At 56.1% G+C, this 12,729-nt stretch carries 8 protein-coding genes; 1 reads left to right on the top strand and 7 read right to left on the bottom strand.

Going from position 1 to position 12,729, the window contains the following annotated elements; all coding sequences use genetic code 11:
• Positions 1-51: 51 nt before the first annotated feature.
• The 5 genes from FDK21_RS18655 to FDK21_RS18635 form a co-directional block, all read right to left on the bottom strand.
• A complete protein-coding gene (locus FDK21_RS18655; RefSeq protein ID WP_138150419.1) occupies positions 52-1,833 on the bottom strand; it encodes a hypothetical protein in 1,782 nt (593 codons plus the stop codon).
• A 79-nt stretch (positions 1,834-1,912) separates the two neighbouring features.
• Positions 1,913-3,208: an adenylosuccinate synthase gene (locus FDK21_RS18650; protein WP_114010576.1), complete on the bottom strand. Its 1,296-nt coding sequence runs from the start codon at positions 3,206-3,208 to the stop codon at positions 1,913-1,915.
• Between the two features lie 416 nt (positions 3,209-3,624).
• A complete protein-coding gene (gene serA / locus FDK21_RS18645; protein WP_138150418.1) occupies positions 3,625-5,211 on the bottom strand; it encodes a phosphoglycerate dehydrogenase in 1,587 nt (528 codons plus the stop codon).
• Between the two features lie 105 nt (positions 5,212-5,316).
• On the bottom strand, positions 5,317-6,480 hold the full coding sequence (locus FDK21_RS18640) for a phosphoserine transaminase (RefSeq protein ID WP_114010574.1): 1,164 nt from the start codon (positions 6,478-6,480) through the stop codon (positions 5,317-5,319).
• A 377-nt stretch (positions 6,481-6,857) separates the two neighbouring features.
• On the bottom strand, positions 6,858-7,628 hold the full coding sequence (locus FDK21_RS18635) for an outer membrane protein (RefSeq protein ID WP_157967728.1): 771 nt from the start codon (positions 7,626-7,628) through the stop codon (positions 6,858-6,860).
• Between the two features lie 380 nt (positions 7,629-8,008).
• Between FDK21_RS18635 and FDK21_RS18630 the strand changes: the two genes are divergently transcribed.
• Complete coding sequence (locus FDK21_RS18630; protein WP_138150417.1) at positions 8,009-8,929, top strand: DMT family transporter; 921 nt, start codon at positions 8,009-8,011, stop codon at positions 8,927-8,929.
• A 79-nt stretch (positions 8,930-9,008) separates the two neighbouring features.
• Here the strand turns inward: FDK21_RS18630 and glmM are convergent, their stop codons facing one another.
• Entirely contained in the window at positions 9,009-10,358 is a 1,350-nt protein-coding gene (gene glmM / locus FDK21_RS18625; RefSeq protein WP_138150416.1) for a phosphoglucosamine mutase, read from the bottom strand.
• Positions 10,359-10,640: 282 nt separating this feature from the next.
• Positions 10,641-12,560: an ATP-dependent zinc metalloprotease FtsH gene (gene ftsH / locus FDK21_RS18620; RefSeq protein WP_114010559.1), complete on the bottom strand. Its 1,920-nt coding sequence runs from the start codon at positions 12,558-12,560 to the stop codon at positions 10,641-10,643.
• Positions 12,561-12,729 lie beyond the last annotated feature (169 nt).

The following is a 12,729-nucleotide window of genomic DNA, read 5'->3' as shown; positions in this document are numbered from 1 at the left end:
GAGACATGGCTCATTCAAGCGTGCCATCCTGCAAGATCTACCAAACCGTCTTTATTCACCCCAAGCCTTGATGGCATCCGCGATCACACGCTCCCCTGCAGCCCCTTTCTCAAGGGTCAGAATGGCCCGCACCCCCGAATTATACTGGATCGGAATATCGATCCAGCTGCGCAGGGTCAGAAGCTCGAGATTATAGCGTTCTTCCTTTTCCCCGGCGGTCAGGGCAATCCAGTGCAAATCGTCAGCGATCTTGATCGCCGCACCAACCAGGCCTTCGCCACGGCTTTGTTCGGTCGGCTTGAGGATCAGTCCCGGTATTTTGACAATGGCGCGCGCTTCGTCCGGGGTTGGACGCTCGGCTGAAATCTCGATCAGATGAGAAGCAGGCAATTCAGCATCCTGATTCTTGGCCATTTTGATCGAGAAGGTCACATTCTGGTTGGGGATGGTTGCGGAAATCAGAATTTCGGCATTGTCGCCCTTGCCATCAAGCTCCCAGACAACCTCTCCGGCATTTGCCGAACCCGGCTCGCCATTCGGGCCTTCTTCTTCATAGAGAATAGAGCGTTGGGCAACCACCATTTCTTGTCCGGGCGCACTGGTCGCATCATCATTGCTGGCACCCGTCACCTGCTCGCCACTTGAAGGAATGGCATCAGGAACTGCAGGTGTCTCGCTCTGATCCTGAGACGGTGTTGCAGGCTCACTCTGGTCCTCAGGTTGCGACGGGGTTGACTGGTTGTCATTCTGCGGTGCTTCCGTCTGCGATGGCGCAGTGATATCAACCGTCCGGACAGATTTAGCCGGAATTTCCGCCTCATCCGCTGGCTTGGCTGCGCTGCCCTGATCCGGTTCACGCTGAGACGGTGGCTTTGAAACAACCTGTTCCGCACCGCCCTGATCACCCATAAAGGCGTCACGATTCTGGTATAGAAGGTAGCCACTACCGCCCAACAGACCGGCGAGCAAAACACCACCAACCATCACACCAAACCGCGAACCGCTCTCACTCTCGTCTTCAAGACCATCCTTGAAGTCATCGCTCTTGGCGATCGGGAGAGGCTTGTCGAGTGGGTCCCGTTTCACCTCACCTTTGATGGCCGTCTTACTGTCGGGCTTTGATGGAGCACCGGGACGGGCAACCGGAACAGTCATGGTCGGCTCAATACGGTCCTGACTGGCTTTTTTTGCCGGTTTTTCAGACTTCTTTTTCTCGTCGCGCCCATCGCCTACCGCATCAGCAGCGTCCTGTGCGGACTTCACAGCCGCATTGGTGGCAGCCCCGAGCGCATTGGCGTCCCGCACCGCATGCTTGAGCACATCAGGCCCGGCCCGCTTGACAACCGGATCAGAGGTCTGGTCCTCGTCATTCGCTTCATCATTGCTGTCAGACACAGACACGGCAGGCACAGACACGGCAGGCACAGACACGGCAGGCCCTTTGCCCGGATCCTTAGCAACAGCCACGGCCTTCGAGGCAGGTTTTTCACCCTCTTGAGATTTGCCAGCAGCCTCTGATGCCTGTGTCGATACATCCGATGGCGTCACAGAAACCTGCGGTGCAGACGGAGCCTCTGCGGTCTCATCTCCAGCAGTTTCCTTGGCATCGCGCGCCTGTTTTTCAAGATCCAGCTCACGCTCGACCGCCCGCACAGCTTCTTCCAAAGCCATGCGTTGTTTGGAAATATCAGACGCAGCCAATGGCGGGTCCATATTCTGAAGCTGCGCCAACAGCGCCTTGCGAGCCTTGTCATAAATTGCCTGACGCTGCTCGCGCCCGGCATCCGGGGCGGCATCCACAGCACGCTTCAAAATCGTAAAATAGTCCGCCATCTTCCAATCCACTTAATGAGCCATTCCGGATCGACTCCAGTATGAGAATCGATCCGAAAAAGCCATTTGGAACCCCATCTTAGTCCTGATACGGATCCTGAACAAGAATGGTATCGTCTCGTTCCGGGCTGGTCGAGAGAATTGCAACCGGCGCACCGATCAACTCTTCAACGTGGCGGACATATTTGACGGCCTGCGCTGGCAGGTCGTTCCATGTCCGGGCACCGGCAGTCGAGCCAGTCCAGCCTTCAAGGGTCTCATAGATCGGTTCGACGCGCGCCTGCGCGCCTTGCGAGGCTGGCAGATAGTCGATCCGCTCGCCGTCCAGCATATAGCCGACGCAGATCTTGATTTCTTTGAGGCCATCAAGCACATCAAGCTTGGTCAGCGCGATGCCGGTGATGCCAGACGTGCAAACCGTCTGACGCACCAGAACTGCATCAAACCAACCACAGCGGCGCTTGCGCCCGGTGACAACGCCAAATTCCTTGCCCTTTTCGCCAAGGAACTGACCGACTTCGTCATGCAGCTCAGTTGGGAAAGGCCCTTCACCGACGCGGGTGGTATAGGCTTTGGTGATGCCAAGCACATAATTCAGTGCCGATGGCCCAATGCCCGACCCGGCAGCGGCCTGACCGGCAGAGGTGTGGGATGAGGTCACGAACGGATAGGTGCCATGATCCACATCGAGCAGAGCCCCTTGCGCGCCTTCAAACAGGATCCGCTTTCCATCGCGCTTGGCCTTGTCCAGCAAACGCCAGCTCTGGTCCACGAAAGGCAGCACCTGATCAGCCACGCTGGTCAGCTCTTCATACAGGTCCTCGGCCTTGATTTCAGGCACGCCCAAACCGCGACGCAGCGGATTGTGATGAGCCAGCAGACGGTCGATCTTGGCAGGCAGGGTCTCGATATTGGCCAGATCCAGCACGCGGATCGCACGACGGCCGACCTTGTCCTCATAAGCTGGGCCAATGCCGCGCTTGGTGGTGCCGATCTTGGTACCGGCAGCAGCGGCTTCTTCGCGCATCGCATCCAACTCGCGGTGCAGCGACAGGATCAGGGAGGCATTCTCGGCAATCCGCAGATTGTCGCGGGATACCTTGACGCCCTGTTCTCCAAGGCGGGCAATCTCGGCAACAAGCGCATGCGGATCAATCACCACGCCGTTGCCGATCACGCTGAGCGTGCCTTCACGCACGACGCCCGATGGCAACAGGCTCAGCTTGTAGCTGACCCCATCAATGACAAGCGTATGCCCGGCATTGTGACCGCCCTGAAACCGGACGACGATGTCTGCCCGTTCCGACAGCCAGTCCACGATCTTGCCTTTACCCTCGTCGCCCCACTGCGACCCGACGACCACAACATTTGCCATCGATGCGAGCTCCTTTAATCTGATGGTTGAGAAGGGGACGGGTACGGTTCGGATTTCGACCACGCTGGGGTCGAGCAACAACAGCAAAACTGAGCGTCAGATCGCTTCAACCGCGTCCCTTCAAAGAAATAGCCCTTCCGGGCGTCCGCCTGTTGCACCACCAAACCTTGCTTAGGCAACCGGGCGGCACATCTTTCCGTTACAGACAATTCTATAGAGGGAAGTGCCCATGAAACCAAGCGCTGAGCCTTCTCGATTCAGTGAAATCTGCAAAAATCCCGCAACATCCCGTGGTTGATCCGCGCTTTGGGCACAGGATCTGCCACCAACAACGCAAAAACCCGCCCCAGAACACCGGAGCGGGTTTTCAAATTTGGATCATTCAGGCGATTCTCGGCGCCCCTGAGGGCAAGACCTCAGGCGAAATGCAGAGCCTTGGTCTGAACGACACCTTCCAATGCCGCAATTTCCGCGATCACTTCATCAGAGATCTTGCCATCAATTTCGATCAGCGCGATGGCGTCCTGACCGGCTTCCTTGCGGCCCAGATTGAAGGTCGCAATATTGAGGCCATGGGTGCCAAGCAACGTCCCCAAACGACCAATAAAGCCCGGCTTATCCTTGTTGGTGATATAGAGCATATTCTCGCCCAGCTCGGCTTCCATATTGATGCCCTTGATCTGGATGATGCGCGGCTTGGCATCGCCAAACACGGTGCCGGCTACGCTGCGTTCCTGACGTTCGGTGATCAGGGTGACGCGGATGTAATTCTCATAGGCGCCCTGCTGCTCGCGACGGGTTTCCTCAATGTGAATGCCACGCTCTTTGGCAACAGCCGGAGCAGAGACCATATTGACGGTCTGCAGCAGCGGCTTCAACACGCCAGAGAGAACCACGGACGTTAGCGCACGGGTGTTCATCTCGGCCACATCGCCTTCATATTCGATGCGAATGCCCTGCAGGCTGGTCTCGGTCAACTGACCGGCAAAGGAACCAAGCTGGTCAGCCAGTTTGACGAATGGCGTCAGGCGAGGCGCTTCCTCAGCAGTGATGGATGGCATGTTGAGTGCATTGGAAACAGCGCCATTGACCAGATAATCAGCCATCTGTTCTGCCACCTGAATGGCCACATTTTCCTGCGCTTCCGAGGTAGAAGCCCCCAGATGCGGCGTGCAGACCACGTTCGGCAGACCGAACAGCACATTTTCCTTGGCCGGCTCTTCGGTGAAGACGTCAAAGGCCGCGCCAGCAACCTTGCCGCTTTTGATGGCTTCCGCCAGTGCTTCCTCGTCAACCAGACCACCCCGGGCGCAGTTGATGATGCGAACACCGTCTTTCATGGAAGCAATGGCTTCTGCGGAGACAACATTGCGTGTCTTTTCAGTCAGAGGGGTGTGCAGCGAGATGAAGTCAGCGCGCTTGAACAGGTCTTCCAGTTCGACCTTCTCAACCCCCAGATCCATTGCACGCTCTGGCGACAGGAACGGATCAAAAGCGATGACCTTCATTTTCAGGCCAACGCCGCGGGTCGCCACGATGCCACCGATATTGCCGCAACCAATGATGCCAAGGGTCTTGCCGGTGATTTCGACACCCATGAATTTGGATTTTTCCCATTTGCCAGCCTGCGTAGACGCATCAGCCGCCGGGATCTGGCGAGCAACGGCAAACATCATGGCAATGGCATGCTCGGCCGTGGTGATGGAGTTGCCGAACGGGGTATTCATCACGATGATGCCGCGCTGGGTGGCTTTCTCGATGTCCACATTGTCAACGCCGATACCGGCGCGACCGATGACCTTGAGATTGTCTGCGGCAGCAATGACTTTTTCGGTCGCCTTGGTGGCAGACCGGATCGCCAGCCCGTCATACTGACCGATGATCTCGATCAGCTTGTCCTTGTCCTTGCCCAGATCAGGCAGATAGTCAACTTCAACGCCTTTGTCCTTGAAGACCTGAACGGCGGTTGGAGACAGTTTGTCAGAAATCAGAACCTTGGCCATGGGATGCTCCTCATGCTCTTTGCGGACAGCGCACGCGCAACAGCGAAACCGGTGCGTCTGTCACAGGAAATCAAATTGAATTCAGGGAATTGGAGGGGGCTCTGATTACAGAGCCGCCTTTTCTTCAGCAAAGGCCCAATCGAGCCAAGCGGTCAGCATATCCAGATCACTTGCCTCGATGGTGGCACCAGCCCAGATGCGCAGCCCGGATGGGGCATCGCGATAGGCTCCGATATCGAAGGCAGCGCCTTCAGCATCGAGACGCGCAACAAGTGCCTTGGCAAATTTCGCCTGAGCATCCGCTTCGAGCGCCTGAACCGCCTCATCAACGATCGTCAGGCAAACGGACGTGTTAGAGCGAATGGCCTCGTCCTTGGCAAGGAAGTCAACCCAAGGGGTCTTGGCAACCCAGGCTTCCAGCACGGCAAGATTCTTGTCGGCCCGTGCGATCAGGCCCGACAGACCACCCAGATCCTTGCCCCATTTCAGGGCATCGAGATAATCCTCAACGCAGAGCATCGAAGGGGTGTTGATGGTCTCGCCCTTGAAGATACCTTCGATCAGCTTGCCGCCTTTGGTCAGGCGGAAGATTTTTGGCAAGGGCCAGGCAGGTGTGTAGCTTTCCAGACGCTCAACGGCGCGGGGGCTGAGGATCAGCATGCCGTGAGCCGCTTCTCCGCCAAGCACTTTCTGCCAGCTATAAGTGACCACATCGAGCTTGTCCCATGCCAGATCCTGCGCAAAGGCAGCGGAGGTGGCATCACAAATGGTCAGGCCTTCGCGGTCCGCGTCGATCCAGTCACCATTGGGCACGCGTACACCGGAGGTGGTGCCATTCCAGGTGAAGACGACATCGCGGGAGAAATCAACCTGCGACAGATCCGGCAGCTCGCCATAGCCAGACTTGAGCACGCGCACATCATCCAGCTTGAGCTGTTTGGTAACGTCGGTTGCCCAGCCAGCACCAAAGCTTTCCCATACGAGAATATCAGCGCCACGCGCACCAAGCAGCGACCACAGAGCCATCTCGACAGCACCCGTGTCAGACGCAGGGACAATACCGATCCGGTAATCCGCAGGCACATTGAGCACCTCACGGGTCAGATCGATGGCTTCCTGCAGCTTTGCCTTGCCAATTTTTGCGCGGTGGGAACGACCCAGCGGCGCGTCAGTCAGTCCATCGAGGGACCAACCCGGACGCTTCGAGCATGGGCCAGAAGAGAAAAGGGGATTATTCGGCTGTTGAGCCGGCTTCGTCATATCTGTCATGTATCTACCCTCACAGATAGTTGCCTCTCGTTGGGGAGAGGTGTCCCACAGACGGGCATAACCGATATCCTCAGAAGCGTCAAACGGAAAGTGGCGACCTTGGCCCAAGGGATGTGCCGTTGGGTAAGCAAGAATAGCACGGCAAACAGCACAATCCTCATGGATTTCAAGGGCGTTGAAGCATCCCGCCCCCCCAATGAGCCGCCGCCCCTTTTCAACCAAAAAAGGCGACCGTCTCATGACAGTCGCCTTTCTCGAGAGGATTTTCATCCTGAATTTTTGTCCCACGAGGGGCATCGTCAGCGCATCATTTGCACTTCATGCGGCATTGATGAGCTTGGCACCGCACCCGATACCCGCCTTAGGTCAATGCTACCCTAGTTCAGGTCGTAGCGCAGACCCACACGGAAGTCGTGGGCATACAGATTTTCGAACCGAACCGGCTCAGTGGAAGAGTTGTCACGTCGACCACCCGTACGCGCTTTACCAAGCGATACGAACCGATAGTTGGCGTCAAGCTTGACATTTTCAGCAAGATCGAAGGTAGCACCAGTCGTCAGGTTCCAAGCGAAGTTGGTCCTGGTCTTGTTCTTGAACGGAGACCCGGTACCAACGGTCTTGTGATTGCTGGCTTTCAGCCAGGCCACACCGACACCACCGCCCACATAAGGATTGATGCTGTAGTAGGTTCCAAGATCAACATAGCCGTTGGCCATCAGCGTCCAGGCGCTGAAATTCAGCTTCTCATACGAGTCACCCGGGGTACAGCCTGCAGGAGGGCTAACCGGGGTACAGGTAGAGGTGCTGTCATATTTGACCTTGTGACGATAGTCGAGGATCACGTCCGCACGAAAATGCTTATTGAAATAGTAACCGGCACCGATACCAGCAACCCAACCATTGGCGATATTCTCGTGATGGAAGCCGATCAGGTTGGTATTGGTCGGGTCGGTCCAGGATGCGTGACCGCCCTGATAAACGGCGAATCCGAGATCGCCACGCAAATACCAACTGGAACCAATTTCAACCGGTGTTTCTGGTTCATATTCGATAACCGGGGGCGCAGGCAGATCTGCTGCCAGTGCAACAGTCGCGGACATAGCGGCCCCGAACACGCTCAAAAACAGATTTCTTTTGAGGCTGCTCATCATGATTTCCTCTCGATGCAAGTGTCTGAACACGAAAAACTTAGAATTACACTTGAGGAAACGATCTCAGAATATTCTTAATACTGGATTAACCACGAATATTAAGCATGATTTCTATCAAAACCGGCAACTTCGTAACTATTTGTAAATAAAATAATTCAAATTGCAAAAATCAAACTTAACAAACTGTTACCAACACCCCAAGTTGCCAAAAATCCAGACACAACAATCCACAATCCAGACGGCACAATGTCGGGCCGAAAGCCATCGCCCCCCCAAAAAAAACAAGCTGCAACCGGGCGGGGAAAGTCATTTGCTTTATCTTTTTCACTCGCATAGTCTGTCCGTCCCGCCCGCACCCAAAACCCGACGGATATGACATGCAATCCCCCACACTGCGCCATTGGCTCATGCTCGCCATTCTCATTCTGTCTTGGGGATCGGCGATCCTTCTTACCCGTGTCGCGGTCAATGACCTGCCACCCCTGTGGGTCACTGCTGGACGTGTGACGACCGGAGCAGCAACCCTGCTTGCCTATCGGCTGATCTTTGTCCGCAAACCTTTCTCCCTTGGCTGGCACCATCTGCCATGGCTTCTCTGGCTGGCGCTACTCAGCTCCGCCCTGCCCTTCCTGCTGATTGCCTGGGGCACCCAATATACCAGCGCCGCCATCGCCGGGATCCTGATGGGCACCATCCCGCTCTCGGTGCTGGGGCTGGCCCACATCCTACTGCCCGATGAAAAACTGACTCGCAACAAGGCGATCGGCTTTCTGATCGGCTTCATCGGCGTGGTCCTGATCATCAACCCCACCGCCGGAAGCCTCTCCTTGGATGGTAACAGCGAGCTGATCGGTCAGATTGCCATTTTCATCGCCAGCTTCTGCTATGCGCTGAACAGTGTCTCGACCCGCCGCATGCCACCTGCCGACAATATAGACAAGGCAACGGCGGTTCTGATCACCGCATCACTGATCCTGATCGCACTCTGTCTGCTGTTCGAGCCCTTCACCGGTCTTGACCGCGCACCGATGGAAAAATGGCTGATCCTGCTTTATCTGGGTATTGTTCCGACCGCTCTGGCCACTCTTGTTCTGTTTGTTTTGCTGTCCCAAACCAGCGCCGGCTTTGTCGCCACCTCGAACTATATGATCCCGATCGTCACAGCCTTGGGCGGCATGTTTTTTCTGGGCGAAAGTCTCGCCCTCATCACCCTGATCGGCTTTGCCATCATCCTGCTTGGATTGCTGCTCAGTCAGCGCAAGGGCAAGGCCAGACAGCAGGTTGAACCCGCCGAGTAACGTTGCCGGACCAAAGCCCTCAAACAAAAAAGCCGGATCAGATGACCCGGCTTTTGAAGTGCGTCCATATGACACCTGACTAGCCATCAAGACTGGCCTTGGTGACCTCCTCGCAAATGGCGTCAACGACCTGAGTAACCAGATCGGAATTGTCACCTTCTGCCATCACCCGGATCAGCGGTTCGGTGCCTGACGCCCGGATGACCAGACGGCCATTCTTTCCGAACTTTGCCTCACCCGCAGCAATCGCCTTTTTGACATTCTCCGCCTCAAGCGGCTTACCGCCAGAATAACGGACATTTTTCAACAGTTGCGGCACCGGTTCAAACCGGTTGCAAACCTCGCTGACCGGTTTGTCGAGTTTCTTGACCACAGCCAGAATCTGCAAAGCGGCAATCAGGCCGTCGCCGGTGGTGCAATAGTCACTGAGCACCAGATGGCCGGACTGCTCACCACCAACATTGTAATTGTGCTTGCGCATATGCTCGACCACATGACGGTCGCCAACCTTGGTCCGGGCCAATGACAGCTTCAAGCCCTTAAGGAAGCGCTCAAGCCCCAGATTGGACATCACGGTCGCCACGATCCCCGGCGCCGTCAGCAAGCCATCTTTTGACCAGCTTTCGGCCACCACGGCCATCAGCTGATCCCCATCAACCTCATTGCCCTTTTCATCGACAATGATCACCCGGTCCGCATCGCCATCAAGCGCAATACCGATATCGGCACGCACTTCCTTGACCTTGTTGATCAGCGCACCAACGGAGGTGGAGCCACAATTGTCATTGATGTTGAAACCATCCGGATCAACGCCGATTTTGACCACCTCGGCACCCAGCTCCCACAAGGCATCAGGGGCCACACGATAAGCAGCCCCATTGGCACAATCGATCACCACCCGCAGCCCTTCAAGGGACAGATCCTTTGGCATGGTTCGCTTGGCAAATTCGATATAGCGGTCATAGACACTCTCGATCCGCTTGGTCCGCCCCAGATAACGAGCGCTGGCCAGCTTGGCGGTCATGTCCGTATCGATCATTCTCTCGATTTCGGCTTCGATTTCATCCGACAGCTTGTAACCGTCCGGACCAAAAAGCTTGATGCCGTTGTCATGATAGGGGTTGTGTGAAGCGGAAATCATGACCCCCAGATCCGCACGCAACGAACGGGTCAACATCGCCACGCCCGGTGTCGGCACCGGCCCAAGCAGAAAGACATCCATGCCCATCGCGGTCAGACCAGCGGTCATGGCAGGTTCCAGCATGTAACCGGACAGACGCGTATCCTTGCCAATCACCACCCGATGACGAAAGTCCCCACGCCGAAACACCTTGCCCGCCGCCATGCCTACTTTCATGGCAATCTCCGGTGTCATTGGCGACTGGTTGGCATATCCACGAATGCCATCGGTTCCGAAATATTTCCCCATACGCTTTCATCACCCTTTCAGCAACACATCCCAGAAGAACCGTGATCCCACCGACACGCGCCATATCTTTTCAAGCAAACAGTCCGCGCGGCATGGGGCCACCACCCCGCGCAGGCATTTGCAGCAAGGCTTAGCGCAAAATTCTGACTATTTGTTCAACAAAGCACCGCTTTGCCCGTCAATAATTGTTTCCTGTTGTTACACAAACCCTGCCTGCAAACGCAAAAAAGCACCCCGAAGGGTGCTTTTTCCTGTTTCATTCATAATGGGGCCTTGGCAGTCTTACGGCTGCGGCTGAGGCTCCATGCCACCATCCGGCTCACCGCCCTTTTTGACCGAACCGGCCTTTGGCACGGCAGAGCCTTTAGAGGTCACCGGCGTGTCATCATCTTCGCGCACCGGAGGCTTGCCATCGAGCAGACCGCGAATCTCGTCGCCGGACAGGGTTTCATATTCCAGAAGTCCCTCGGCAATCGCGATCAACTGATCCTTGTGCTCATTCAGGATCTGATCGGCCTTCTCATAGCCTTCATTGACGAAACGCTTGACTTCAGCATCCACCAGTCTCTGGGTATCATCAGACACATGCTGCTGACGTGCCACAGAATGGCCAAGGAAGACTTCTTCCTCATTTTCCGAGTAAAGCAGCGGGCCGAGCTCGTCGGACATGCCAAACTGGGTTGCCATGGCGCGGGCCAGACGGGTTGCCATCTGGATGTCGCCAGAGGCACCGGACGTGACCTTCTCATGACCAAAGATCAGTTCTTCGGCCACGCGGCCACCCATGGCGACAGCAAGGTCGGCATGGCATTTGGCACGGGTCAGTGACACCTGATCTTTTTCCGGCAGACGCATCACCATACCAAGCGCACGACCACGCGGAATGATGGTGGCTTTGTGGATCGGATCAGAGGCTTCCATATGCAGCGCAACGAGCGCATGACCAGCTTCGTGATAGGCGGTGAGTTTCTTTTCCTCTTCGCTCATCACCAAGGTACGGCGTTCCGCACCCATCATGACCTTGTCCTTGGCATCCTCGAATTCATGCATGGAGACCAGACGACGATCCCGGCGGGCAGCCAGCAAGGCCGCTTCGTTGACGAGGTTCATCAGGTCCGCACCGGAGAAGCCAGGGGTGCCGCGCGCAAGGGTCTTGAGGTCCACATCGGGCGCCAGCGGCACGTTGCGCACATGCACCTTGAGGATCTTTTCACGGCCGGTGATATCCGGGTTCGGCACAACGATCTGACGGTCAAAACGGCCCGGACGCATCAGGGCAGGGTCCAGCACGTCAGGACGGTTGGTCGCAGCCACAAGGATCACGCCTTCATTGGCTTCAAAGCCATCCATCTCGACCAGCAACTGGTTAAGAGTCTGTTCGCGCTCATCGTTGCCGCCGCCAAGACCGGCACCACGGTGACGACCCACAGCGTCGATCTCATCGATGAAGATGATGCAAGGGGCGTTTTTCTTGGCCTGTTCGAACATGTCACGGACACGGGACGCACCCACACCGACAAACATTTCGACAAAATCGGAACCGGAGATCGAGAAGAAAGGCACATTGGCCTCGCCTGCAATCGCTTTACCCAGCAGAGTTTTACCAGTACCCGGAGGGCCCACCAGCAAAACACCGCGCGGAATACGACCACCAAGACGCTGGAACTTCTGCGGGTCACGCAGAAACTCGACAATTTCCTGCAAGTCTTCCTTGGCTTCATCGACGCCAGCCACATCTTCAAACACGACGCGCCCTTGCGCTTCGGTCAACAGCTTGGCCTTAGATTTGCCAAAGCCCATCGCCTTGCCACCGCCCTGCATCTGGCGCATGAAAAAAATCCAGACCGCGAGAATGAGGATCATCGGGAACCAAGACACCAGCGCCCCCAGAAGCGAGAAGCTCTCGGTCTGCGGCTTGGCAGTGATTGCAACGCCATTTTCCTTCAGAAGCGGAATAAGCGTGGTATCGTTGGCAGGCAGATAGGTCTGGAAGTCGCTGCTATCGGACATCTTGCCGCTGACTTGCTGACCGACAATCGTCACTTCCTTGACTTGTCCTTGCTCCACATCAGCCACAAACTGGGAGAAAGGAATCTCCTGAGAATTGGTACGCTGCGTCGGGCTCTGGAACAGCTGGAACAAGGCCACAAGCAAGAGGCCGATAATTACCCACAAAGCCAGACTGCGGAAATTCGCGTTCATATGTTTTCCCTTGGTTCCCGGGGGGAGGTCGAATGCCTGTCGCAAGACACAGAAGGCCTTTGGCGGGCAGTTCGACAAATTTTCTTGTTGAATTTAGGTGTTCAAAGCGGTCTTGCCAAGGCAAGAGCCCCGCTTTCTACCCCAAATTAGACCCATAGTTTAGTTTTCG

It is taken from the genome of Cohaesibacter sp. CAU 1516 (assembly GCF_005771485.1).
GTDB classification, from domain to species: Bacteria; Pseudomonadota; Alphaproteobacteria; order Rhizobiales; family Cohaesibacteraceae; genus Cohaesibacter; species Cohaesibacter intestini.
The sequence above is the reverse complement of the archived record's forward strand: the minus strand, read 5'-3'. Positions and strand labels throughout refer to the sequence as shown.

What these genes read in the sequence shown, in the direction of transcription:
- FDK21_RS18655 (WP_138150419.1), bottom strand. Translation starts at nt 1,833, where the DNA reads ATGGCGGACTATTTTACGATTTTGAAGCGTGCTGTGGATGCCGCCCCG.
- FDK21_RS18650 (WP_114010576.1), bottom strand. Translation starts at nt 3,208, where the DNA reads ATGGCAAATGTTGTGGTCGTCGGGTCGCAGTGGGGCGACGAGGGTAAA.
- serA (WP_138150418.1), bottom strand. Translation starts at nt 5,211, where the DNA reads ATGGCCAAGGTTCTGATTTCTGACAAACTGTCTCCAACCGCCGTTCAG.
- FDK21_RS18640 (WP_114010574.1), bottom strand. Translation starts at nt 6,480, where the DNA reads ATGACAGATATGACGAAGCCGGCTCAACAGCCGAATAATCCCCTTTTC.
- FDK21_RS18635 (WP_157967728.1), bottom strand. Translation starts at nt 7,628, where the DNA reads ATGAGCAGCCTCAAAAGAAATCTGTTTTTGAGCGTGTTCGGGGCCGCT.
- FDK21_RS18630 (WP_138150417.1), top strand. Translation starts at nt 8,009, where the DNA reads ATGCAATCCCCCACACTGCGCCATTGGCTCATGCTCGCCATTCTCATT.
- glmM (WP_138150416.1), bottom strand. Translation starts at nt 10,358, where the DNA reads ATGGGGAAATATTTCGGAACCGATGGCATTCGTGGATATGCCAACCAG.
- ftsH (WP_114010559.1), bottom strand. Translation starts at nt 12,560, where the DNA reads ATGAACGCGAATTTCCGCAGTCTGGCTTTGTGGGTAATTATCGGCCTC.